General features: G+C 69.0%; 21 protein-coding genes. 6 read left to right on the top strand and 15 right to left on the bottom strand.

Annotation, left to right across the window (positions count from 1 at the left end; all coding sequences use genetic code 11):
• Window positions 1-17: 17 nt before the first annotated feature.
• The 13 genes from ftsZ to mraZ all read right to left on the bottom strand — a co-directional run bounded on the left by ftsZ (window position 18) and on the right by mraZ (window position 16,604).
• On the bottom strand, window positions 18-1,223 hold the full coding sequence (gene ftsZ, locus ACFWU2_RS15405) for a cell division protein FtsZ (RefSeq protein WP_378607656.1): 1,206 nt from the start codon (window positions 1,221-1,223) through the stop codon (window positions 18-20).
• Between the two features lie 187 nt (window positions 1,224-1,410).
• Window positions 1,411-2,070, bottom strand: a complete 660-nt coding sequence (locus ACFWU2_RS15400) for a cell division protein FtsQ/DivIB (protein ID WP_378607654.1) — start codon at window positions 2,068-2,070, stop codon at window positions 1,411-1,413.
• A 68-nt stretch (window positions 2,071-2,138) separates the two neighbouring features.
• A complete protein-coding gene (gene murC / locus ACFWU2_RS15395) occupies window positions 2,139-3,668 on the bottom strand; it encodes a UDP-N-acetylmuramate--L-alanine ligase (protein WP_378607652.1) in 1,530 nt (509 codons plus the stop codon).
• Window positions 3,665-4,819 carry an undecaprenyldiphospho-muramoylpentapeptide beta-N-acetylglucosaminyltransferase gene (gene murG / locus ACFWU2_RS15390; protein ID WP_378607650.1) on the bottom strand — a complete coding sequence of 385 codons (1,155 nt, stop codon included), beginning with the start codon at window positions 4,817-4,819 and terminating at the stop codon, window positions 3,665-3,667. Before murG ends, murC begins: the two co-directional genes overlap by 4 nt.
• The gene (gene ftsW / locus ACFWU2_RS15385; RefSeq protein ID WP_378608045.1) at window positions 4,816-6,246 is read right to left on the bottom strand and encodes a putative lipid II flippase FtsW; all 1,431 of its coding nucleotides are present in this window, start codon (window positions 6,244-6,246) and stop codon (window positions 4,816-4,818) included. The genes murG and ftsW overlap by 4 nt, the downstream gene beginning before the upstream one ends.
• A 68-nt stretch (window positions 6,247-6,314) precedes the next feature.
• Window positions 6,315-7,811, bottom strand: coding sequence for a UDP-N-acetylmuramoyl-L-alanine--D-glutamate ligase (gene murD, locus ACFWU2_RS15380; RefSeq protein ID WP_378607649.1), 1,497 nt, complete (start codon window positions 7,809-7,811; stop codon window positions 6,315-6,317).
• 4 nt (window positions 7,812-7,815) lie between these two features.
• Window positions 7,816-8,895, bottom strand: coding sequence for a phospho-N-acetylmuramoyl-pentapeptide-transferase (mraY, locus tag ACFWU2_RS15375; protein WP_378607647.1), 1,080 nt, complete (start codon window positions 8,893-8,895; stop codon window positions 7,816-7,818).
• A complete protein-coding gene (gene murF, locus ACFWU2_RS15370; protein WP_378607645.1) occupies window positions 8,892-10,421 on the bottom strand; it encodes a UDP-N-acetylmuramoyl-tripeptide--D-alanyl-D-alanine ligase in 1,530 nt (509 codons plus the stop codon). Before murF ends, mraY begins: the two co-directional genes overlap by 4 nt.
• A complete protein-coding gene (locus ACFWU2_RS15365) occupies window positions 10,418-12,079 on the bottom strand; it encodes a UDP-N-acetylmuramoyl-L-alanyl-D-glutamate--2,6-diaminopimelate ligase (protein ID WP_378607643.1) in 1,662 nt (553 codons plus the stop codon). Before ACFWU2_RS15365 ends, murF begins: the two co-directional genes overlap by 4 nt.
• A 118-nt stretch (window positions 12,080-12,197) precedes the next feature.
• Window positions 12,198-14,099: a peptidoglycan D,D-transpeptidase FtsI family protein gene (locus ACFWU2_RS15360; protein WP_378607641.1), complete on the bottom strand. Its 1,902-nt coding sequence runs from the start codon at window positions 14,097-14,099 to the stop codon at window positions 12,198-12,200.
• Complete coding sequence (locus ACFWU2_RS15355) at window positions 14,096-14,899, bottom strand: hypothetical protein (RefSeq protein ID WP_378607639.1); 804 nt, start codon at window positions 14,897-14,899, stop codon at window positions 14,096-14,098. The genes ACFWU2_RS15360 and ACFWU2_RS15355 overlap by 4 nt, the downstream gene beginning before the upstream one ends.
• 3 nt (window positions 14,900-14,902) lie before the next feature.
• Window positions 14,903-15,913 carry a 16S rRNA (cytosine(1402)-N(4))-methyltransferase RsmH gene (gene rsmH / locus ACFWU2_RS15350; protein ID WP_378607637.1) on the bottom strand — a complete coding sequence of 337 codons (1,011 nt, stop codon included), beginning with the start codon at window positions 15,911-15,913 and terminating at the stop codon, window positions 14,903-14,905.
• Window positions 15,914-16,172: 259 nt separating this feature from the next.
• Window positions 16,173-16,604: a division/cell wall cluster transcriptional repressor MraZ gene (gene mraZ, locus ACFWU2_RS15345; RefSeq protein ID WP_169653065.1), complete on the bottom strand. Its 432-nt coding sequence runs from the start codon at window positions 16,602-16,604 to the stop codon at window positions 16,173-16,175.
• 271 nt (window positions 16,605-16,875) lie between these two features.
• Here mraZ and ACFWU2_RS15340 point away from each other — a divergent pair, with 271 nt between their 5' ends.
• On the top strand, window positions 16,876-17,001 hold the full coding sequence (locus ACFWU2_RS15340; protein WP_378607634.1) for a hypothetical protein: 126 nt from the start codon (window positions 16,876-16,878) through the stop codon (window positions 16,999-17,001).
• A 21-nt stretch (window positions 17,002-17,022) separates the two neighbouring features.
• On the opposite strand, the gene ACFWU2_RS15335 is transcribed toward ACFWU2_RS15340, so the two are convergent.
• Both ACFWU2_RS15335 and ACFWU2_RS15330 read right to left on the bottom strand, forming a co-directional pair.
• Entirely contained in the window at window positions 17,023-17,442 is a 420-nt protein-coding gene (locus ACFWU2_RS15335; protein WP_169620171.1) for a DUF3040 domain-containing protein, read from the bottom strand.
• Between the two features lie 174 nt (window positions 17,443-17,616).
• Window positions 17,617-18,156 carry an SAV_6107 family HEPN domain-containing protein gene (locus ACFWU2_RS15330; RefSeq protein ID WP_378607632.1) on the bottom strand — a complete coding sequence of 180 codons (540 nt, stop codon included), beginning with the start codon at window positions 18,154-18,156 and terminating at the stop codon, window positions 17,617-17,619.
• Between the two features lie 195 nt (window positions 18,157-18,351).
• Between ACFWU2_RS15330 and ACFWU2_RS15325 the strand changes: the two genes are divergently transcribed.
• The 5 genes from ACFWU2_RS15325 to ACFWU2_RS15305 are packed head-to-tail and all read left to right on the top strand — an operon-like array spanning window position 18,352 to window position 23,368.
• Window positions 18,352-19,002 carry a GNAT family N-acetyltransferase gene (locus ACFWU2_RS15325; protein WP_378607630.1) on the top strand — a complete coding sequence of 217 codons (651 nt, stop codon included), beginning with the start codon at window positions 18,352-18,354 and terminating at the stop codon, window positions 19,000-19,002.
• A gap of 10 nt (window positions 19,003-19,012) precedes the next feature.
• On the top strand, window positions 19,013-20,608 hold the full coding sequence (locus ACFWU2_RS15320; RefSeq protein WP_378607628.1) for a phytoene desaturase family protein: 1,596 nt from the start codon (window positions 19,013-19,015) through the stop codon (window positions 20,606-20,608).
• Window positions 20,605-21,456, top strand: coding sequence for a carotenoid biosynthesis protein (locus ACFWU2_RS15315; protein WP_378607626.1), 852 nt, complete (start codon window positions 20,605-20,607; stop codon window positions 21,454-21,456). Before ACFWU2_RS15320 ends, ACFWU2_RS15315 begins: the two co-directional genes overlap by 4 nt.
• 38 nt (window positions 21,457-21,494) lie before the next feature.
• Window positions 21,495-22,178 carry an LppM family (lipo)protein gene (locus ACFWU2_RS15310; protein ID WP_378608043.1) on the top strand — a complete coding sequence of 228 codons (684 nt, stop codon included), beginning with the start codon at window positions 21,495-21,497 and terminating at the stop codon, window positions 22,176-22,178.
• A 5-nt stretch (window positions 22,179-22,183) separates the two neighbouring features.
• Window positions 22,184-23,368, top strand: coding sequence for a glycosyltransferase (locus ACFWU2_RS15305; RefSeq protein WP_378607624.1), 1,185 nt, complete (start codon window positions 22,184-22,186; stop codon window positions 23,366-23,368).
• Window positions 23,369-23,381: the final 13 nt, after the last annotated feature.

The raw sequence follows: 23,381 nt of genomic DNA, 5'->3' as shown, positions 1-23,381 counted from the left end.
CCCGGTGTGCGAATCGGTCAACGGCGCATGAAGATCGGAACGTCGACGTCGTCGCCGTCGTCCTCGTCGTCGTCGACGGGGCGCGGCTGAGTGCCGCCCGTCGCCGGCGGAAGTCCGCCGCCCACCGGCGTGGAAGCGGGTTCCCGGGACGAGACCGCGTCCGCGTTCTCACGCTCGGAACGGCCGAGTTCACCGGCCCGCCCGGCGCCGATGCCCCCGGGACGGGTAGTGGTGGTCTGTGCCGGCGGAGCGGATTCCACCGGTCGGCGGGCGGGAGTGCCGGCATCGAAGCCGGCGGCGATCACGGTGACCCGCACCTCGTCTCCGAGCGAGTCGTCGATGACCGTGCCGAAGATGATGTTGGCGTCGATGTGCGCGGCTTCCTGCACGAGCGATGCCGCCTCGTTGATCTCGAACAGACCGAGATCCGAGCCGCCGGCGATGGAGAGCAGCACGCCCCGTGCGCCTTCCATCGACGCTTCGAGCAGCGGCGAATTGATCGCGGACTCGGCGGCCTTGATCGCGCGACCCTCACCCCGCGACGAGCCGATACCCATGAGTGCGGATCCCGCGCCGGACATCACGCCCTTCACGTCGGCGAAGTCGACGTTGATCAGACCCGGGGTGGTGATGAGGTCGGTGATGCCCTGGACGCCGTTGAGAAGTACCTCGTCGGCGGAACGGAAGGCATCCATGAGGCTCACCGCGGCGTCCCCGAGCTGGAGCAGCCGGTCGTTGGGGATCACGATGAGCGTGTCGCAGGATTCACGCAGCGACTGGATGCCGTTGTCTGCCTGGCTCCCGCGCCGCTTGCCCTCGAACGAGAAGGGACGCGTGACGACGCCGACGGTGAGGGCACCGAGCTTGCGGGCGATGCTCGCCACGACGGGTGCGCCGCCGGTGCCGGTTCCGCCGCCCTCGCCGGCAGTCACGAAGACCATGTCGGCGCCCTTGAGCACCTCTTCGATCTCGTCCTTGTGGTCCTCGGCGGCCTTCCGGCCCACCTCGGGGTCGGCGCCGGCGCCGAGTCCGCGGGTCAGTTCACGGCCGACGTCGAGTTTGACGTCGGCGTCGGACATCAGCAGAGCCTGCGCGTCGGTGTTGACGGCAATGAACTCGACTCCTTTGAGTCCCTGCTCGATCATGCGGTTGACCGCGTTCACGCCGCCACCGCCGATACCGACGACCTTGATTACGGCGAGGTAGTTGTGCGGGGGCGTCATGGGCTCTCGCCTTCCTGGGTTTTCGGGTCACGCTTCGATCAATCGATGTCGCCGTCACCGTGAAAACCCTCAACCATAGCTTGAAGGTGATGTCAAGTGCGCGACTGGTTCGAAACGCTATGGCACCACAACGGGGATTTGCTAGTGGACTCGCCGGAGAGAGCGCACGAATTTCGCGGCGATCCCCTCAGCGGACCGTCGGGAGGTCCGGGCTGGCGACATCGAACTGCTGACCTGGCTGGGTGAGCAACGGAAGAATCACCGCTGCCTTGCGTTCCGATCTTTCCACACTCCCCCACACCACCACCCGGCCGTCCGCAAGAACGAGCGAGATATCCGTCTCCGATCGGGCTTCCACGGCGTCGACCTGCACACCGAGTTCCGGTGGCAGCACCTCGAGCACACGCACCGCGGCCATCGTTGCGGGATCACCGGTGCCCGGTGTCGCCGTGACGAGACGAGGAGTCAGGAGCGGTGGTGGCTCGACCGCGAAATCGACGCCCTCGGCATCGACCGAGTGGGTGCCGTCGGGTGCCTCGAAGTACAAGACCGCTTCACGCTCGGTGACCGTCACCCGCACCGACGACGGATACTCACGCTGCACCCGGACGGACGCCGCGCGCGGAAGAGTCGCGACGCGCTGCGCTGCCGCGGCGGTATCGACTTGGAGCAGAGGTGTGCCTTCTGCGACCGCGAGCGCGTCGAGCACCTCTTCCCGTGTCACAACGCCGATTCCTTCGACGTCGATGGTGCGCACCGACAACAGGGGCGAGAACCAGGCGACGGCGATCGCGGCGAGCAACGCCACCACGACGCCGGCGCCGAGGAACACGGTCCGCACCCGCACGGAACGACCCGACGGACGCCGGGCGGTGTTTCGGTCGCGTCGATCCCGCGTTCGAGTGGAGGAGGGCGTCACGAGCCTGCCGACTCCGGTCCGGAAGCTGTGGACCGGAACCTGCTGGGCCTGCTGTGCAAGGCGTCGAGAATCTGCCGGCCGAGCATCGTGACATCGCCCGCGCCCATGGTGATCACGATGTCACCGGGTCGGCTGAGGTTCGCCACCTGACGGGGCACCGCGGACAGATCCGGTTGATAGTGCACCGGCTTGGTCACCGCCCGCGCGACCAGTGCGCCGCTCACCCCCGGAATCGGTTCCTCACGGGCTCCGTACACATCGAGGACGACCACCTCGTCCGCGAGATCGAGCGCTGCACCGAATTCGGTGGCGAACGTCTCGGTCCGCGAATACAGGTGGGGCTGGAACACCACGATCACCCGGGGACGTTCCGTCCCGGATTCGGTGTACCGCAGCGGTTCCCCCGCGACGAGTTCGGCGGCCGCAGCCAGCACGGCCCGGACCTCGGTGGGATGGTGCGCATAGTCGTCGAACACCCGCACGCCGTGTTCGCGGCCGGTGTACTGGAAACGGCGGTGTACCCCACCGAATCCCGCGAGACCCTCGATCGCCTCGTCGACCTGTGCGCCGGCGTCGAGTGCCCCCAGCAGCGCTGCGAGAGCGTTGAGCGCCATGTGCCGGCCGGGCACCGACAGGCGCACCGTGCGCGGCGCCTCTTCGCCGGTGAGGTGGAACTCGGCGACACCGCCGATGTCCTTGGCTTCCCAGTTCAGCAGTCGCACGCCGACGGGCACGCCCCGGTATTCGGGATCCGTGCCGATGACATCGGACGTGCCGTAACCGAGTACGCGCAGGTCGCTGCGGCCCGATGCGACGACGCGCTCGGCGAGCGCGGCCGAACCCGAGTCGTCGAGACACACCACGAGCAGCCCGCCGTCGGGCAGACGCGCGACGAAGTCGTCGAACACGCGGGTGTAGGCCTCGGGAGTGCCGAAGTAGTCCAGATGGTCGGGCTCGATGTTGGTGACGATGATGGTGTCGGGGTCGTACTGCAGGAGCGAGCCGTCGCTCTCGTCGGCCTCGGCGACGAACACGTCCCCGCTGCCGTGGTGAGCATTGGTGCCGGATTCGTTGAGTTCACCGCCGACCGCGAAGGACGGATCGAACCCACAGTGCTGCAGCGCGACCACCAGCATCGAGGTGGTCGAGGTCTTGCCGTGTGTACCGGAGACGAGGAACGTCCGGTGCCCGCGCATCAACGATGCGAGGACCGTGGGCCGCAACAGGATCGGAATACCGCGCTGCCGTGCTGCGACCAGTTCGGGATTGTTCTGCGGGATCGCGGCGAACGTGGTGACCACCGCGGTCGGCCCGCCCTCGAGCAGGTCGAGGGCGCTGGCGTCGTGCCCGATGCGAACCTGGGCGCCGCGCGCGCGCAGTGCGAGCACCCCGCGGCTCTCCTTCGCGTCCGACCCGGATACCTGTCCGCCGCGAGCCAGGAGGATGCGTGCGATACCGGACATTCCGGCGCCGCCGATCCCGACCATGTGCACCCGCTGGAGTTCTGCGGGCAACTGCGCACTCATCGTTCGCTCCTGTTCGGTTCCGTACCGGCCACGTCCAGCACGATTCGTGCCACTTCGTCGGCGGCACTGCGGTGTCCGGCCGCGCCTGCACGCCGACCCATCTCGTCGATTCGCTGCCGGTCGCGCAGGAGCGGGACCACAGTGCCGGCAATGTACTCGGGCGTCAGATCGCCGTCCGCGACAATCATCGCACCCCCGGCGGCAGCGACGGGACGGGCGTTGAGTGCCTGTTCCCCGTTGCCGTGCGGAAGCGGCACGTATACCGCGGGCAGTCCCACGGCCGACACCTCCGCGACGGTCATCGCCCCCGAACGGCACACGACGGCGTCGGCCGCCGAGTAGGCGAGGTCCATGCGCTCGAGGTACGGCACCGCCACGTACGGCGCGGTCGCATGACCGGGATGGGCCGGAACGCTCACGGTGTTCTTCGGTCCGTGCGCATGCAGCACGGCGATCCCCGCCTCGGCCAGCGCGCCGGATGCCCCGACGACCGCCTCGTTGAGCGAGCGTGCGCCCTGGGATCCGCCGAAGACGAGCAGCACCGGCACGTCGTCGGGTAGCCCGAAGTGGCGGCGCGCCTCGGCGCGCAGCGCACGACGGTCGAGACGGGTGATGGACGAGCGCACCGGAATGCCGACGATCTGCGCGTCACCGCGGCGGAGGATCCCCGATCCCGGCACTGCCGCGAGTACCCGTTCGGCCCGCAGTGCGCCGATCCTGTTCGCAATACCGGCGCTCGCGTTGGCCTCGTGCACGATGACGGGGATGCGGCGGCGCCTGCGGAGCGGTCCGGCCCCGGCGGCGAGATAGGCGGGCAACGCGACGTATCCACCGAACCCGACGATCACGTCGGCATCGACCTCGTCGAGGATTTCGCGGGTGCGGCGCACCGACGCCACCACACGAGCGGGCAACTTCGCCAGGTCGAGGGTCGGCTTGCGCGGCAGGGGCACCGGCGGAATCAGCTCGAGGGGGTACCCGCGCCGCGGCACGAGCGTCGTCTCCAACCCGCGCGCGGTGCCGAGCGCGGTGATCCTCGCATCGGGCACGAGTTCCCGGACGGCATCGGCCACGGCGAGTGCCGGTTCGATGTGGCCGGCGGTCCCACCTCCGGCCACCACCACGGACAGGGCAGACTTCTCCCCACTCACCTACGATTCCCTCGCTCTCCGGTTCGTCCATTCGCACCGCGTGTGGTGCGGGCGGTCTTCTGACGGGCGGCACGGCCCGGTTCCCGTGTGGGTTCGGCTCTGCGCGTGGGTGCACCGTCCACCCGGGCGGGCGCCCGGCGCGTCCGAGTGCCCGCACCGGCAGACCGGCCACGATCGTCCCGGCCGGCGCCCCGCGGGTCTCCACGGCGCTGCGCTGCCCGTGCTGTGACGGTACGCGTTCCGCCCCGGGGAGGCAGGTATGGCTCCGGCTGCCGCAACCGGATCAGCCGCGCGAACCGGCCGTCCTGGCCCGCCTGCAGCGCGGCGATGGCCTCCGGTTCGTGGCGGGCAGCATTGGCGATCAACCCGAACATGAGAAGTGTCGTCGCGGTCGAAGTGCCACCGGCGGACACCAGCGGCAACTGGAGACCCGTCACAGGGAGCACACCGACGACGTAACCGATGTTGATGAAGGCCTGGCCGATGATCCAGGTGGTCGCCGTGGCGGTGAACAGACGCAGGAACGGGTCGATCGACCGCATCGCGACGCGGAGCCCGACGAAGGCGAACAAGCCGAACAGTCCGATGACCGCGGCGCCGCCGAGAAAACCGAGTTCTTCGCCGATGATCGCGAAGATGAAGTCGTTGTGCGCGTTCGGCAGGTAGCTCCACTTCGCGCGACTCTGGCCGAGGCCGCGGCCCCACAGCCCCCCGTCCGCCAGCGAGAACTTGGCCTGGCGTGCCTGATACCCGCTGCCCTGAGGATCGTCGCCCGGATTGAAGAAGGCGCGCACACGCTGTGAGCGGTAACCGGCGGTCACCGCGAGGATCGCCGCGAGCGCGACCGCCGTCCCGAGCATCCCCATGTACACCTTGAGCGGCAACCCGGCGAACCACAGCAGCGCCAGCACGATGATGACCAGCGACACCGTGGTACCGAGGTCGGGCTGCAGCACGATCAGCCCCGTCACGACCAGCGCGGCGGGGAGGAGCGGGACGAGCATCTCCTTGAGCGTGGAGTGCTCTGCGCGTCGCGATGCCAGCAGGTGGGCGCCCCACAATGCGAGCGTGATCTTGGCGACCTCGGACGGCTGCAGGGACACCCCGAAGACGACGAACCAGCCTCGCGTGCCCTGCGAGAGGGTGCCGATGCCGGGGATGAGCACCAGGACGAGCGCGACGACCGACGCTGCGAACGCGACGAACGAGTACTTCCGCAGCACCCGCACCGGTATCTGCAACGCGATGTAGAAGATGACCATGCCGATCGCGGCGAAGACCAGCTGGGAGGTGAACAACCCGTAGGCGGACCCCACCGACACCACAGCCCCGACGCTGGACGACGACAGCACCATCACCAGGCCGAGCACGGTGAGCAACACCGCGATCGTCACCACGAGGTGGAACGATGCGAGTGGCCGGGCCATCCACGCCCCGACCCGTCCGCCGCGGGCCTCCACGGCCGGACGTTGGGCCGCTCGGCCTGGCTTCGAGATCACCGCTCGGTCCCGCCCCGGCGGAGTTCTTCCACAGCGGCGACGAAACTGCGACCGCGTTGCGCGTAGTCGGCAAACATGTCGAGCGACGCGGCGGCCGGTGCCAGCAGCACCGCCTCACCGGGCCGTGCGAGCGCGGCCGCCTCCTGCACGGCGACGCGCATCGCCGCGGGTGCGTCGGCGCCCGGAACGGCGACTCGTCTCGGTCCGGCCTGCACTCGCGACTCACCGGGGAGCTCACTGATCATCGCACCATCGTCGCGCGTGTCCACCAGCACCACGGGGACCTCGGGTGCGTGTCGCGTGAGTGCGTCGGCGATCTCGCCCGCGTCACGTCCGAGCAGCACCACCGCCGAGAGCCGCGGTGCCACCTCGACCACGAGATCGTCGACGCGGGCACCTTTGAGGAGGCCTCCCGCGATCCACACCACGCGATCGTGGGCAAGCAGCGAACTGCGTGCGGCGTGCGGGTTGGTGGCCTTCGAGTCGTCGATGTAGAGGACCTCGTCGACGACCCCGACGGGTGCGGCACGGTGCGGTCCGACCCGGTGCCGCAGCAGTCCGTCGTGCACGGCTGATTCCGGAACGTCGATGGCACGCGCGAGCGCGGCTGCAGCCAGTGCGTCGGACAGGCCCGCGGGCCCGGGCGGAGTGACGTCGTCGACGGACGCGAGAACCGCGGAATCCGCGAACGCGCGGTCGACGAGAACGTCGCCGCTGATCCCGAGTTCGCCGGCATCGGGATAGCCGAGCGTGAATCCGACGGTGAAGACCGCGCGCGACCGGTCACGCAGCGACCCGGCGATGGGGTCGTCGAGTCCGAGCACCCCGACGGTGCCGGTCAGTGCGCCGAGCTTCGCCTCGATGTAGTTCTCGATGCCGCCGTGCCAGTCGAGATGGTCTTCGGCGATATTGAGGATCACGCCTGCGTCGGGCCGCACCGACGGCGCCCAATGCAGCTGGAACGAGGACAGTTCGACAGCCAGCACGTCGGCGCGGGGCTCACCGCGGCGAAGCACGTCGAGCACCGGCAGACCGATGTTGCCGCAGGCTGCGCTGGGGATACCGGCAGCCTCGAGGATCGCGTGCAGCATCGTCGTCGTGGTGGTTTTGCCGTTGGTGCCCGTCACGACCAGCCACCTGCGGGCAGGGCCGTAGATCTCCGCCCGGTCGATGCGCCACGACAACTCGATATCGCCCCAGATGGGAAGGGCGGCACCGGCCGCCCGCGACAACAGCGGTGCGCTCGGCGGAAAACCGGGACTCGTGACGACCAGGGCGAAATCACGCAGCGACGCATTGTCTTCGAGCAGGCTGTCCAGCTCGACAGTGTCCGCTCCCAGTTCGGCACATCGTGCCAGCGCGTCGGCGTTGCGGTCCGTGACGGTGACGTGGGCGCCGAGATGGGACAGCGGCGCGATCGTCGCTCGACCCGACACCCCGGCACCCGCGACGAGGACGCGGGCTCCGCGCAGTCGCTCGAGATCGTAGGTCATGGCGTCAGTCCCCGATCGCCGCGAGGTACTCGCTGTAGAACAGGGCGAGGCCGATCGCCGAGGCGATGGCGGCGAGCAACCAGAACCGGATGATGACCGTGGTTTCCGCCCATCCGCCGAGTTCGAAGTGGTGATGGAACGGCGCCATGCGGAACACGCGCCGTCGGCTGGACCGGAACACCGCCACCTGGATGACCACCGATGCGGCTTCGGCGACGAACAACGCGCCGATGACGACCATGAGCAGTTCGGTACGGGTGGTAACCGACAGACCGGCGAGCATCCCGCCGAGCGCGAGCGAACCGGTGTCGCCCATGAAGATCTTCGCGGGAGCGGCGTTCCACCACAGGAAGCCGATGCACGCGGCCGCTGCGGCCGCACATAGCAACGCGAGGTCGAGCGGATCGCGGACGTCGTAGCACCCGGCGGTCGGTTCGACCACGCACGCGTTGCGGTACTGCCAGAACGTGATGATCACGTACGCGCCGAGCACGAGCGCCATCGATCCCGCGGCGAGCCCGTCGAGTCCGTCCGTGAGGTTCACCGCGTTCGACCACGCGCTGACCAGCAGATAGACGAAGAGAATGAACACGATCGAACCCATCGACACCGTGGCGATGTCGCGCACGTACGACAGGTCGGTGCTGGCGGGCGTCAGTCCGTCACTGTTGCGGAACTGCAGCGCGAGGATGCCGAAGGCGACGGCTGCGACCAGCTGGCCGACGAGCTTGGCCGTCTTGTTCAGACCCAGGTTGCGCTGCTTGCGAATCTTGATGAAGTCGTCGAGGAAACCGACACCGCCCAACGCGGTGGTCAGGCCGAGGACGAGCAGGCCCGACGCCGTGGGTCCCTGAGCGTCGTAGCCCAGGCCGATCAGGTGCGACCCCCAGTATCCGGCCCACAGGCCGGCGAGAATCGCGACGCCGCCCATCGTGGGCGTGCCTCGCTTGGACTGATGGCTCTGCGGTCCCTCCACCCGGATCTCCTGGCCGAAGCCCTGCCGGGAGAAGGCTTTGATGAGGACCGGGGTGAGCAGGATCGACACCGCAAGTGCGATACCTGCGGCAAAGAGAATCTGTCTCACCGGGCGTCCTCCGTCCCCGTAGCAGCGGTGTTGTCGGCGGGGTCGCCGAGCAGGGCATCGGCCACCACCCACAGTCCGACCGATTGTGACGCCTTGACGAGAACGATGTCGCCCGGCTCCAGTTCTTCACGGAGAACGGCGAGCGCGGCGTCCGCGTCGGGGACATGGCAGGCTTCCTCGCCCCAGGAGCCTTCCATCACGGCGCCCTGATAGAGCCCGCGGACCTGTCTCGTGGGTCCGACCGCGATGACGCGGCTGACGTCGAGCCGGACCGCGAGCCGGCCGATCGCGTCGTGCTGGACGACGGAGTCGTCGCCGAGTTCTGCCATCTCGCCGAGCACCGCGAAGGTGCGGCGACGGGTGTTTCCGGCTCGCGCCATCGTCACCAGGGCTTTGATACCCGCGCGCATCGAATCCGGGTTGGCGTTGTAGGCGTCGTCGATGATCGTGACGCCGTCGGCGCGCGTGCGCACCGCCATACGGTGCGCCGATACGGGTGATGCGGCGGCGAGAGCTCCGGCGGCCTGCTCGGGGGTCGCACCGCACTCGACCGCGACGGCGAGGGCCGACAGGGCGTTCGAGACCTGGTGCTCACCGTGTACCGCGAGGGTCACCGGTACGCGGCGCTCCCCCGCGTCCTCACGGAAGACGGCGGTGAACGAGGCCCGCGCCTCGTCGTCGAGGCGCACGTCTTCGGCGCGGATATCGGCCGAGTCTCCGCTGCCGACCCACACCACGCGTGCCGTTGTGCGCGCTGCCATCTGCGCCACGAGGAGGTCGTCTGCGTTGAGCACCGCGACGCCACCCTCCGAGGCGTCGGGCAGTGCCTCGACCAGTTCGCCCTTCGTTTGGGCGATGACTTCCTGCGACCCGAACTCGCCGAGGTGCGCGGTGCCGACGTTGAGCACCACGCCGATCTTCGGCGGTGCGATGGCGGCGAGTGTCGCGATGTGCCCGCGACCGCGCGCGGACATCTCCAGGACGAGGAACCGGGTGTCCTCGGTGGCGCGCAATGCCGTCCACGGATGACCCAGTTCATTGTTGAACGATCCAGGCGGGGCGATCACCTGGCCGAGGGGTGAGAGCACCGCCGCGAGCAGGTCCTTCGTCGACGTCTTGCCGGCAGATCCGGTGACGCCGACGACTGTCAGCCCGCGTTCGGTGAGGGTGTCGACGACCGACCGTGCCAAAGCCGCCAGCGCCGCGAGCACCGCAGCGCCCGATCCGTCGGCGTCGTGCTCGAGGGCGAGCGCGTTGGTGTCGGTGGGGGCGAGCGCCGGCACCACGATCGCGGGAACACCGACGGGTCGCGCGGCAAGCACCGCGACCGCCCCGGCCGCGATCGCTGCGGCCGCGTGGTCGTGGCCGTCCGACCGGGCGCCGGGCAGCGCGAGGAACAGGTCCCCGGGGCCGATCTTCCGGGAATCGAACTCCACCGTGCCGGTCACCTCGGCGGACGGATCATCGGCGTCGTAGAGCGTTCCCCCGACCACCTCCGCGATGCGTTCGAGTGTCATCGGGATCATGCAGTGCCTCCGTGATGCGGTCCGCCCACAGCGGGCGGGATGTGACCGTCGTACCCGGAGGTGCTGCGGCGGTCGATGGACGCGGCCAGCACCTCTCGGTCGTCGAAAGGATGCTTCGTACCGTCTATTTCCTGACCGGTCTCGTGGCCTTTACCGGCGACGAGGACGACATCACCCGGGCGGGCCCACTGCACGGCAGCATCGATGGCGGCCGCACGGTCGCCGATTTCGAGGATGTCGCCGCGTTCGGTGTCGGGGACGGCCCATGCCCCGTCGAGCACAGCCGCGCGGATCGCGGCGGCGTTCTCGCTTCGGGGATTGTCGTCGGTCACGATGAGCAGATCGGCTCCGCGAGCGGCGACCTCACCCATGAGCGGTCGCTTGCCGCGGTCTCGGTCTCCCCCGGCCCCGACGACGACCGCGATCCGGCCGGTGGCACTGCCACGCAGGGTGTCCACCACCGCCGAGAGAGCGGCGGGTTTGTGGGCGTAGTCCACGATCGCGAGAAAGTCCTGTCCTCGCTCGACACGTTCGACCCGTCCGGGAACCGAGACGGTCGCGATGCCGCGGATCGCGGCGTCGAGGTCGGCGCCCACGGCATCGCAGATCGCTGCCGCCAGGGCGGCGTTGGTGACGTTGTACCGTCCGGGCAGAGCGACCGATACCCGGTGCCCGTCGCCGCCGGGTCCGGTCAGCGTGAAGTCCTGCGCCCCGTCGGGGCCGGTGGTCGCGTCGGAGACCGTCCAATCGGCCAGGGTCCCCGGTGCGGTGCCCAGCGTCCACACCGTGTCCTCGCCGGCACGGCCGGCCGCGGCAAGCTCGGCCATCCGCTCGCCCCAGGGATCGTCCACGCATACCACCGCGCGTGCGGCGCGCACCGGAGAGTCCTGCGCGAACAGTCGCGCTTTCGCGGCGAAGTAGTCCTCGAAGTCCTTGTGGAAGTCGAGGTGATCCTGCGACAGATTGGTGAAGGCACCGACGTCGAAGTCCGTGGCGTCGACGCGTCCGAGTGCCAGCGCATGGCTCGACACCTCCATCACCACGGTGTCGACACCGCGTTCGAGCATGACGGCGAACAGAGCGTGAAGTTGCGGAGCTTCCGGCGTCGTCAGGGCGCTGGGGATCCGGATGCCGTCGATGCGGGTCTCGACGGTGCCCACCAATCCGGCGACACGCCCGGCCGCGGACAGTCCGGCTTCGACGAGATATGCGGTGGTGGTCTTGCCGGAGGTACCGGTGATGCCGACGACTCGCATCCGGCGGGACGGATGTCCGTACACCGTCGCCGAGGCTGCGCCCAGTACCGAACGAGGGTCGGGATGCACCAGGACCGCGACGGGGCCGGAGGCGACTGCAGCGACGAGGTCGCGTCCCTCCGCATCGGTGAGGACGGCGACGGCACCCCTGTCGAGGGCCTCGGCCGCGAAGGACGCGCCGTGCGCGCGTGCACCGGGCAGGGCCGCGAAGATGTCGCCGGGTCGGATGCCCTGCGCCCGGAGATCGATGCCGGTCACCGTGGTGTCCCCGGTCGGCGCTTCGTTCCCCACCGCGGTCAGCTCGGCGCCGATCGCGGCGGCGAGATCCTCGATCCGCGTCACCGGTGGATGTTCGGGCCGACGGCCCTCCTCCGGAGGCGTCGGATCCGGACTCGATGACACAGGCACCAGGTTCCTCTCACTATCGCCGCAGCGTCTGCTGCCGGGCTCAACGGTTGCGTTCGTTCCGGCGTATCACGTTACCGACGTGCCCGGGTAAGGACAGCAGGCGGTCGGGCGATCAGTCGATCTGCAGGATCAACTTGCTCCCCGGATCGGTGGACAGCGGGACTCCGGTGCGCTGCAGCAACCACGACGCGATGTCGCGGAACAGCGGCGCGGCCGACTGCCCGCCGGAACCGTCGGCACTGCGCGTCGGCGCGTCGAGCATGATGCCGACGACGTACCGAGGATCGTCCGCCGGGGCGATACCGGCGAAGGTGATCCAGTAGTCCGAATTCGAGTAGCACTTGCAGTTCTGGTCGATCTGCTGGGCGGTGCCCGTCTTACCCGAAATCTGATAACCCTCGATCGCGGCTCCGGTGCCCGTCCCGCGCTGGTTACCGGTGTCGTCCTGCACCACCGACCGGAACATGTCGCGCACGGTCGCGGCGGTCTGCGGGCTCACGACACGCACCGGGTCCGGCCGGGGTGTCTCCTCCCGAGACCCGTCCGGTCCGATCGTCGCCCGGACGATCCGCGGAGGCACGCGTTCGCCGTCGTTGGCAATCGCCTGGTAGATGCTCGTCATCTGCAACAGCGTCATCGACAGTCCCTGCCCGATGGGCAGGTTCGCGAAGGTGCCACCGGACCACTGCTCGCGGCTGGGTACCAGACCGGCGGATTCGCCCGGCAGGCCCACCTCGGTGCGCTGCCCGAGTCCGAACAAGTGCAGCATCTCGGCGTAGCGGTCCTCACCGACCCGCTCCGCGAGCATGAGCGTTCCCACGTTCGAGGACTTTCCGAACACGCCGGTCGTGGTGTACGGGACCACCCCGTGGTCCCACGCGTCCTTGACCGTGGCACCGGACATGGTGATGGTGCCGGGCACCTGGAGTACCTCGGCGGGAGTCGTGAGACCGTCCTCGATGGCCGCAGCAGCGGTGATGATCTTGTTCACCGACCCGGGCTCGAACGGGGAACTCACCGCGAGGTTGCCCTGCTCCGCATCGGGCGGGTTGTCGGCCACCCCGATCGACGGGTCGAACGTGTTGTCGTTGGACATCGCGAGCACCTGGCCGGTGCGCGCGTCGAGCACGACCGCTGAGGCGTTCTTCGCACCCGACAGGTCGCGGGCACGTTGCACCTGCTGCTGGACGTAGTACTGGATGTCGTTGTCGATCGTGAGTTCGACGGACGATCCGTTCACGGCGGGTTGCCGGTCACGCCAACTGCCCGGGATCACCGCACCGTCGGAACCGCGGTCGTAGGTCGACGAGCCGTCCGTACCGGCGAGCATCGAATCCATCGACGCTTCGAGGCCGATGAGCCCGTGTCCGTCCCAGCCGGTCGCGCCCACGATGTTCGCGGCGAGGGAACCGCCCGGATACAGCCGGATGTCCTGCCGTTCGAGACCGACCATGTCGTATTCCTCGACGATCTCGGCTGCGACACCCGGGTCGACCCCGCGCGCGAGATAGACGAAACTCTCGTCGCTCTGGAGTTTCTCCAGGACGTCCTTCTCGGGTGCCGCCGTACCCAGTGCCTTGTGCACGGCCTTGGCGACGCCCTCGAGATACTCGTCGGTCGCAGGCGCCGACGGGTCTTTCTCGCGTGCCTCTTCCAGTTCTTTTCGGACGCGGACCGGCTGAAAAGTCAGCGCTTTCGCTTCCATCGTGTACGCGATGGGATTTCCGTTGCGGTCGGCGATCGTCCCTCGGGTGGCAGGTTCGACGAGACGGGTGGTCCGCTGGCTTGCAGCCTCGGCCGACAGCGTCGGCGCTTGGAACACCTGGACGATCAGCAACTGCACGGCGACGGTGACCAACGCCAAGAACATGACCCCGCGCCCGACCTTGGTCCGGAACTCGAAGCCGGTGGAACCGCCCCGAGCCGGACCCTTTCGAGCGCGTCGGGCGCCGCCGCGCGCTGCCGGTGTCGCACGACCCGGCGGTACACGGCGAGAGGTGGAGCCTCGCGTCACCGGCGCCCGTCCTCGGGCTCCGCCGGTTGCCCGGCGCCCGGAGCCTCGGCGGCTCGTGGCGCGGCGTCCTCGGGTCGGGGCATCTCGCTCACGGGCACCAATTGTTCCGCTTCCACCCCGGGTGTCCCTGCATTCGGGAGCTCCGGCGTGGCGGCGGCCTGCGGTTCCGCCGGGCGGGGCGCAGCGTTCTCGGCCAGCGCGTCCGTTCCGCTCGGCCGCGGGGTCGGTTCTTCACCGACCTCGGACAGCGGACGCGGGCTTTCGACGCCGGCACTACCCGACAGGGGCGCTTGTCCCCGTGTCTCGGTGCTCTGCCGCCCGCGGTTGAGCGGAGCCGGCGGAGCGCCCTGGGCGGGGACGGCTTCTCCCACGACGCCGACGGATCCGTCCTCGGCGACGACGATCCGCGCCGCCTGCGTACTGGGAATCATGCCGAGCTTCGCGGCTTCCACGGCGAGTACGGGTGCGGAGTTGCCTGCCTCGACGTCGCGCTGCAGCACTGCCCGTTGCTGAATCAGAGTCTCGTTGTGGGCGCGCGCGGTGCTCAGGTGGTAGGTGTCCTCCGCGGCACCGCTCGTGAGCAGGAGCGTCGCGGCCATACCCACCCCGAGCAGAGCGAGAATAGTGGCTACGAACGGGATTCGGGTCCGGACACGACCGCCACCGGTGGTACGTCCACGCGTCTGCGCCACGGGCACACCGAGTTGCGCGGCACGCTGGTGCCGGCGCTGATATGCGCGTTGCGCCGCCGTGGATCGAGCCGGCCCGCGGTGGGGCGACGACGCCACCTGTACGGTCATCGGTTACCTCCTGGCGATTCGTTCTGCAGCACGCAGGCGGACGGGAGCCGAACGTGGGTTGATCTCGATCTCGTCGTCCGAGGCGCGCTCGGCGCCACGGGTCAACATGCGTAGCTCGGGTCCCATCCCCGGCAGTTCCACCGGGAGTCCCTCGGGGCTGCGCGATTTCGCGCGAGGAGCGAGTTCCTGCTTCACCACCCGGTCTTCGAGGGACTGGTACGACATGAAGACGATCCGGCCGCCTACCGCCAACGCGTCGAGGGCCTCGGGTATCGCGTCACGCAGCGAGTCGAGTTCGCTGTTGACCTCGACGCGCAGCGCCTGGAACGTCCGCTTGGCGGGGTGGCCGCCGGTACGGCGTGCCGCAGCGGGGATCGCCCGGTAGAGCAGTTCGACGAGTTCGCCGCTGGTGCGGAACGGGGTCTTCTCCCGGGTGCGGACGATGTCGGAGGCGATCTTGCCCGCGAAGCGTTCCTCCCCGTAGGTGTGGAGGATCCTCGCGAGGTCGCCGTGACTGTAGGTGTTGAGCACGTCCGCGGCCGTGATGCCGGTGGTGGGATCCATCCGCATATCGAGGGGAGCGTCCTTCGAGTACGCGAAACCCCGTTCCGCCTCGTCGAGTTGCATCGACGAGACTCCGAGGTCGAACAGAACGGCGTGTACGGACCCGACGCTGTCGAGACCGCACTGCTCGAGCGCGTCGGCGAAGCCGTCGTATCGCGTGTGCACGAAGTCGGTGCGATCGGCGAACTCGGCGAGCCGATTCTGCGCGATCGACAGCGCATCGGGGTCGCGGTCGAGTCCGACGAGGCGTAGACCCGGATAAGTCCTCAGGAAGTGCTCGGCGTGCCCGCCGAGACCGAGCGTGGCGTCGACATAGACCGCACCTTCGCCGCCGGGGCCCACCGCTTCGATCGCGGGGCCGAGGATCTCGATGGCCCGGCCGAGAAGGACAGGGACATGCCCGAATTCTCCGTGCTCGTCCGCGGTCGACTCGTCCTCGCCGTCCACCATGTCTCCTCCGGAATCCTGCTCGGGCCGCATACGGTCTGTCGGTTACTCGATCGAGATGCTCGGTGTCGCACTGGTTCCGGATACGGCGACGGCGAATGCCTCGAGGTCTCTGTCCGAGCGCGGGAGACCTGACGCTGGGGAAGTGCGTCAGGGCTTCCCTGTCCGAACCTGGCGCTGGGGAAGTGCGTCAGGGCCGGCGTCGGGCAGAGACCTCGCGGCATTCGCCGCGCAGCCGTGGCTCCGTCACGAAATGTCGCGGTCACAGGATGTCGCGCAGTGCCTCGTCTCTCGCTTCGGAGAAGTCCTCTTCGTGTTCGGCCAGGTAGCTGTCCCACGCCTCGGCGTCCCAGATCTCCAAATACTTGACCGAGCCGATCACCACACAGTCCTTCGTCAGCCCCGCGTACTTGCGGTGCGCCGAGGACAAGGTGATGCGACCCTGACCGTCCGGACGTTGCTCGTCCGTCCCCGAAGCGAGGCTCCGAAGGAACGCGCGAGCCTGGGGGTTGCTGCGAGAAGCACCCGCAGCGCGCTCCGCCAAGGCAGCGAACTCTTCCCGAGGGAACACGGTGAGGCTGTGATCCTGCCCCTTGGTGATCATCAGCCCTCCCGCCAGCTCGTCTCGGTATTTCGCCGGCAGCGTGAGCCGGCCCTTGTCGTCCAGCTTCGGCGTGTAGGTACCGAGGAACACTCGGCACCTCCCGCCTTGGTCGGACGGATCTTTCGTCTATGACGGGCTCACCTGCCTCCCGCCGCGACCCACAGTACCCCACTTTCCCCCACCGCAGCCCGATTACCGCACCCGTTTCGTGTGTGTTGCGGCAAAAGTTCCAGCTCACTCGTGGTGGCGGAAAGTGGGGGCGATTTCGTCACCCGGCCGGCGACGCCGAACACGCCGACGTTCCGGTGCGATCTCCATCACACGAATCCGAGCAAAAGCCCAGGTAGGGCGACGGTGCCGGATGGCAACCGTGGACACCGAGCCGGAAGGTGGGGGGCGGTGGAGATACGGGCCGGGGCAGGTCGCCCGGCAGGTCGCGAACCTCCCCGGAAACGACTACGGCGCGACCCGTCGGGTCGCGCCGTAGTACGTGTGAAGCGGTGATGCGTCAGTCTTGTTCGAAGCGCCTTCGGAAACGCTCCTCCATGCGGTGGGTGAACCCTCCGCCGGATTTCTTGCCGCCCCGAGGTCCGGTACCGCCGGTCCTCCCGGAAGCAGGCCGGGTGGGTGCATCTCCCGCATTCGATCGTCGACGACCGCCTACCAGGAGCAGAACACCAGCCGCGAACATCACCAGAAACCCGAGCAAACTGATGACCGGGAATCCACCGGGCTTGACCGGCAACGCGACTCCAGCGATCAACAGTGTCAATCCCAAGACGAACAGCACACCGGCCTGTAGCCGGTGTCGATTCGACGCCATCCCCAGCCGCTTCCCGCGGACGGTCGAGGCGAACTTGGGGTCCTCAGCATAGAGCGCGCTCTCGATCTGATCGAGCATGCGCTGCTCGTGCTCGGAGAGTGGCACGGTACCTCCCCCGGCACTAAACGGTGGCCACCGAATTCTGGGTGAATCCGACGGGGGGCCGACTTTGACGGCCGCCTGGTGTTGATAATACGAGTACATCTCCCCCGGGACCACCAACTCTGTGGCCGAGTTCCCGGACGCCTCACGAAAACGGAGACCGGATGGGGACAAAAGTCACCGCGTAGAGGCGATTTCGGCACCTTCTTCACTGGCGAGATAGTCCTCGACGTCGTGGAGGAAGCGCCCCACCTCGTCGTAGAACCCACCGGCCTCGTCGACATCCACCGCTCGCGCCACCCCGGCTTCGACCGCGGCGCGCGTGGCGGAGCGATCGGCGAAGTAATCCGCCCAGACCGCGAACGACTCGTCGGCGCGCGCCATCAAGAGCCACGCGTTGCGGGTACCGGGCCGGCGCAGCGGACGAGTCGGGGCGCGCAACTCCGCCGCCGCCACCACCGCGCCCGCACCTCGCAGCGCAGCGAGATAGGCGAGCCGGAAGCGCTCGGGAGGGGCGTCTGCACCGGCAGCCGCGGACAGAAGTGCGTCCGCCTTGCGGAGCAGCGTGGCCGCGCGGGCGGATGTCGAATGCCCGGCGCATCGCGCGGAGCCGCGGGACGACTCGCCCGGAACGTGGCGTGGTCCTCGTATGCCGAAATCTATGGTGGACATGCCGTGCACCTCCTCGACCTCACCACCGGTGTCCGGTAGTGCCACCCACCACCGTGGTCTCGGTGGTGGTATTACCGGTGTTCCGGTAGTGCCCGGAGTGATCCGGGGATGTTCGCTTCCCTCGAACATCACCGGATCACCGGTATCGAACATGCGTTCGACGTATTGAATGATAACCGGACCTACCGACAACCCGTCAAGAGAAGGCGGCCCCCGATCCCAGACGAGCATCGATCCTCTGTGAACCCATCGAACGAACCGCCCGCCGAGACGGGCAACGACCGTCGTCCCGAACCCCCTCGCGGCGCACCGATCTTCGTCGACCTGTCCCCCGCGGCGTTCCGGGCACACCTGCCCCAACTGCTGGCGGTCTATGTAGCCGCGATGAGATACCCGCGCGGGACGGAGCAGCATCGCGCACCGATGTGGTCCGAACATGCAGGGCGCGCCGGATGGCAGGCCGTCGCGGTCGCACTTCCCGAGGACCCCGGAACCTTCGTCGGCATCGCCTACGGATACCGCGGCGACCCGCACCAGTGGTGGAACCAGCAGGTCCGCACCGGGATGCGGCACACGGGCCGGACGCAGGACTACATAGATTCGGTCCTCGGTGACTATTTCGAACTCACCGAACTGCACGTGCGACCCGATATCCAGGGCCTCGGCCTCGGCCGGGCACTGCTGTACCGACTGCTCCGCGACCGCACCGAACGCACCGTGTTGCTCTCCACCCCGGAGGTCCCGGGCGAGGACAATCGTGCGTGGCGCCTGTACCGGAGCTTCGGCTTCGTGGACGTCGTACGTAGATTCGTCTTCACCGGCGACGCGCGGCCCTTCGCCGTCCTCGGCCGCACGCTTCCGCTCGAACCACATCTCGCCCCTCCCGCTTGACAGGACCCTCATGACGCCAGTTCTGGATACGCTCGTCGTCGGCTCGGGACACAACGCGCTGGTGTCGGCGTGTTATCTGGCCCGAGAGGGCTGGTCGGTCCACGTCCTCGAACGTGACACCGTGCCGGGCGGGGCCGTGTCCACCGTCGAACGATTTCCCGGCTATGCGGTGGACCGCGGGTCATCGGCGCACATCATGGTGCGGCACTCCGGCATCGTGGAGGAACTCGACCTCGCCGCACACGGGCTGAGATATCTGGACTGCGATCCGTGGGCGTTCGCGCCTCCGCCCCCCCACACCGACCGTCCCGGGATCGTGTTCCACCGCGACCTCGACCGGACCTGCGTGTCGATCGAAAAGGCGGCCGGCAAACGGGAGGCCGACGCCTACCGCCGCTTCGTGACCGACTGGGGACCGCGCAGCGCCGCCGTCATGAAGTCGTTTGCGAACCCCCCGACCGGCCGGCATCTGCTGTCGTCGTTCTGGGGTCTGGACGCGAAGGACGGTGGCAGCGCACTGTCGCGCCGCTTCCTCACCACGGGCGACACCCTGCTCGACGAGTACTTCGACGACGAACCGCTCAAGGCCGCGCTCGCCTGGTTCGGCGCACAGTCCGGGCCGCCGATGTCCGAACCCGGCACCGCCGCCATGGTCGGCTTCGCCGCGCTCATGCATACGCTTCCACCGGGCCGGGCGATCGGCGGGAGCGGCGCCTTGACCCAGGCACTCCTCTCCCGCCTCGAGTCGGACGGCGGATCGGTCACCTGTGGCGATGCCGTCACGGAGATCCGCCGGACCGGGTCGACGTGGACGGTGCGCACCGCGTCGGGTAACACCTTCACTGCTCGCACCGTGATCGCCGGGTGCCACATCCTCACCACCCTCGATCTGCTCGGACAGGGCGGCTACGACCCCGACACACTGACACGCTGGCGCCGCGCGGTACGGGTGGGACCGGGCATCGGAATGGTGCTCCGCCTCGGTACCGATGCTCTTCCCCGCTACCTCGGTGCCGACGATCCCGCCGACACCACCACCGGTCTGCAACTGCTCGTCGACGATCGCGCGCACCTTCGCCTCGCACACGGTGCTGCGATGGCGGGCGAACTGCCGCCGCGCCCTTCCGTGCTCGGGATGAGCTTCTCCGCGATCGACCCCACGATCGCCCCCGAGGGCGAGCACCAGGTGACCCTGTGGTCGCAGTGGCATCCGTACCGGCTCAGCGGCGGACGCACCTGGGACGAGGTCGCCGAGAGCGAGACGGACCGGATCCTCGCGGAGATGGAATTGCGCGCACCCGGTTTCACCGACAGTGTCCGGCACCGGTACGTGCAGACTCCCGCCTCGATCGAAAGCGAACTGGGCCTGCTGGGGGGCAACGTGATGCACGTCGAGATGTCGCTCGACCAGATGTTCCTGTGGCGTCCGCTGCCCGAACTGTCCGGCTACCGGGTGCCCGACGCTCCCGGCATGTATCTCACGGGCGCGTCGACCCACCCGGGCGGCGGGGTCTCCGGCGCCAGCGGCCGCAGTGCCGCGCGGACGGTGCTCGCGGATGCACGGGGCGGTGTACTGCGGCGGACCTGGAACCGGATCTCACGGTGACGGATGTCGGCACCGGGTGGAGGGTCCCGACGTGGCAGACGGCCGTGCCGGTCGTGCTGGCCGCGTGCGCTGTCGCCGCCCAGATCGCCTATCCGCTCACCGAGGGAGCCGCGCGGGACCGGGTCACGGTCGCGGTGGTGCTCCTGCTCGCCGCAGCGTCGCTCACCCATGCCGCCGCGCGCCGTGGCCTCGGCTGGGCCGCGGTGCTGTTCGTGGTCTCCGCGGGCGGGGGTTTCGCCTCCGAGTTGATCGGGACCGCCACCGGCTACCCGTACGGCTGCTACGCCTACGCGATCGACCGGATCGGTCCGGCCGTGGCGGACGTACCGCTCGTGGTTCCTCTCGCCTGGACCGCCGGCCTCTACCCCGTGTGGTGTGTCGCCACACGCATCACCCGTACGGCGCCGGGCCGCGTCGCCGCGGTCACCGTCGGGATGGTGGGCTGGGACCTGTACCTGGACCCGCAGATGGTCGCGGACGGCCAATGGGTGTGGTGCAACGGCGGCGGCCTGCCCGGCATCGCGCACATTCCCCTCACCAACTACGCGGGCTGGGTGGTGGTCGCCGCGGCGATGGCCACAGTCCTGCTGGTGTTCGATTCCCGCTCGAGACGTCTCTCACCCCGGCACGACACCGTTCCGATCGCGTTGTTCCTGTGGACGTGGCTCGGCTCCGCACTTGCCCACAGTGTGTTCCTCCAGGCGTCCGAACTCCGCTTTTCCGCGATCTACGGTCTCGTCGTCATGGGGATTCTCGGCGTTCCGCTACTGCGGTCCCTCATGTCCACGGCGCCGGACGACACCGACCGGCGACTCGCCGCAACGACCCGGATGGCCCGCCGACCGTGACCGCGCCTGGCACCATATCCCCCGTGCAGCAGTCCACCATGCCTGTCCGCCGCGCCCTCACGGTCGCGGGCCTCGTACTTCTCGCCCTTCCGTTCCTCACCGGTTGTCTCCGGGTTCAGGCGTCGATGGGTATCTCGTCCGACGACCGTGTGTCGGGGCAGATCGTCGCCGCAACCATTCCCGCCGACGAGGAAGACAACGGCCCCCAGCTCGTGGCACCGGCGTCACTGGAGGGCAAGGTCCAGGTCCAGCAATACGAGCGGGACGGCTATGTGGGCAGCCAGGTCTACTTCAGCGGTCTGACGTTCGGCGATGTGCAACAGCTGATGACGATGTCCGAGCAGGGCGCGGGTATGCTCCAGCTCAACCTCCAACGCAACGGGGACCTGGTCTCGCTCAACGGCCGGGTCGACCTCGAAGCGGCGCCGTCGCAGGGCACCGACGTGCAGTTCACGATCGCCTTCCCCGCCCGGGTCGCGACCACCAACGGCACGCGTGAGTCCGACTCCATCGTGACGTGGAAGCTGCCCGCCGGAGAGGTGAGCACCCTGCGGGCCGAGGTGCGCTACTCCGACCCCAACACCCGGGGCCTGGCAGGCTGGGCCGGAATCATGGCGGGCGGAACATTCGGGGTCGCGCTCCTCGTCGGCGTGCTCGCCTGGTGGACCCGCAACCCGGTACCCCAGCGCACCACAGTGTCCGACGACGAGGACCGGTCCTGAGCCGGATGGTCCGCTCGACCGGTCACGGCGCAGCCGGCCCGGTACGGCTCCGCCTCACCCGCCGCGCGGTCGCGCTGGGCGCTGGTGCCGCCGTGTACGGGGCCGTCGTCGCGTCCGCCAACCGGTTCGCTCTGCCGCGCCTGCGCGAGGGATCTGCGGTCACCGAATCGGTGACCGTGGTGGTTCCGGCCCGCGACGAAGCACCCCGGATCGCATCCGTGATCGCCGACCTCCGGGAACAGCGCGGTGTTCCGCGGCTGCGGGTGCTCGTGCTCGACGACGACTCCTCCGACGGCACCTTCGAGATCGCGCGGCGCGCGGCGGGTAGCGATCCACGGATCACGGTGGTGCGGTCGAGCACGCCTCCTCCGGCCGGCTGGACCGGAAAAGCCGCGGCGTGCGAGCGGGCCTTCTCGGAGTCCCGCCCCGACGAGACCGGCGTCGTGGTGTTCATCGACGCGGATGTACGACTGCGCCCCGGCGCGATCGCCGCGGCGGTCACACTGCTCCGGTCACGATCGGCGGCACTGGTGTCGCCGTGGCCGTACCAAGTTGCCGGCACCGCGACGGAGCGTCTCGTGCAGCCGTTGCTGTTCTGGTCCTGGTTCTCGATATTGCCGGTCGCGGTTGCCCATCGCACCAGTCGCCCGTCGATGGCCGTCGCCTGCGGTCAGTTCCTCGCGTTCGATACGGCCGACTACCGCGCGATCGGGGGGCATTCCGCGGTCGCGGCGAGCCCCACCGAGGACCTCGACCTGGCGCGGACGTTGCGGCGGTCCGGGCGCACCACCGTCGTCGCGGCGGGCGGGCCGCTCGTGTCGTGTCGGATGTACGAGGGCGCACACGCTCTGACCGGCGGCTACACGCGATGGTTGTGGTCGGCGTTCGGATCACCGGCGGGTGCGGCAGCAGTCGTGACGGCATACGCGGTCGCCTACGTCGTTCCCGCCGTGGCCGCGGTGACGGGGCGTGGTCGCACCCGCCGCTGGGGGGTGCTCGGCACGAGCGCGGCACTGTTGTCCCGCTGGGTCGCGCGATCGACGGAGCGGGGCGAGCGCCTGGACGCGGCGGACGCCCTCGGTATCGCCGCGCATCCGGTCTCCGTCGTCATCTTCGGGTGGCTGACCGCCGCGTCCGTGCGGGCCCGCAGCGCGGGACGCGCGGTATGGAAGGACCGCCTGCTGCCGTGACCCGGGGATCGGA

The sequence above is a fragment of the Rhodococcus sp. NPDC058639 genome (assembly GCF_042717545.1).
In the GTDB taxonomy this organism is placed as follows: Bacteria; Actinomycetota; Actinomycetes; order Mycobacteriales; family Mycobacteriaceae; genus Rhodococcus.
The sequence above is the reverse complement of the archived record's forward strand: the minus strand, read 5'-3'. Positions and strand labels throughout refer to the sequence as shown.

What these genes read in the sequence shown, in the direction of transcription:
- murD (WP_378607649.1), bottom strand. Translation starts at nt 7,811, where the DNA reads ATGACCTACGATCTCGAGCGACTGCGCGGAGCCCGCGTCCTCGTCGCG.
- murC (WP_378607652.1), bottom strand. Translation starts at nt 3,668, where the DNA reads ATGAGTGCGCAGTTGCCCGCAGAACTCCAGCGGGTGCACATGGTCGGG.
- ACFWU2_RS15320 (WP_378607628.1), top strand. Translation starts at nt 19,013, where the DNA reads ATGACGCCAGTTCTGGATACGCTCGTCGTCGGCTCGGGACACAACGCG.
- ACFWU2_RS15310 (WP_378608043.1), top strand. Translation starts at nt 21,495, where the DNA reads ATGCCTGTCCGCCGCGCCCTCACGGTCGCGGGCCTCGTACTTCTCGCC.
- murF (WP_378607645.1), bottom strand. Translation starts at nt 10,421, where the DNA reads ATGATCCCGATGACACTCGAACGCATCGCGGAGGTGGTCGGGGGAACG.
- ACFWU2_RS15355 (WP_378607639.1), bottom strand. Translation starts at nt 14,899, where the DNA reads ATGACCGTACAGGTGGCGTCGTCGCCCCACCGCGGGCCGGCTCGATCC.
- rsmH (WP_378607637.1), bottom strand. Translation starts at nt 15,913, where the DNA reads ATGGTGGACGGCGAGGACGAGTCGACCGCGGACGAGCACGGAGAATTC.
- ACFWU2_RS15305 (WP_378607624.1), top strand. Translation starts at nt 22,184, where the DNA reads ATGGTCCGCTCGACCGGTCACGGCGCAGCCGGCCCGGTACGGCTCCGC.
- ftsW (WP_378608045.1), bottom strand. Translation starts at nt 6,246, where the DNA reads ATGGCCCGGCCACTCGCATCGTTCCACCTCGTGGTGACGATCGCGGTG.
- ACFWU2_RS15340 (WP_378607634.1), top strand. Translation starts at nt 16,876, where the DNA reads ATGGCAACCGTGGACACCGAGCCGGAAGGTGGGGGGCGGTGGAGATAC.
- ftsZ (WP_378607656.1), bottom strand. Translation starts at nt 1,223, where the DNA reads ATGACGCCCCCGCACAACTACCTCGCCGTAATCAAGGTCGTCGGTATC.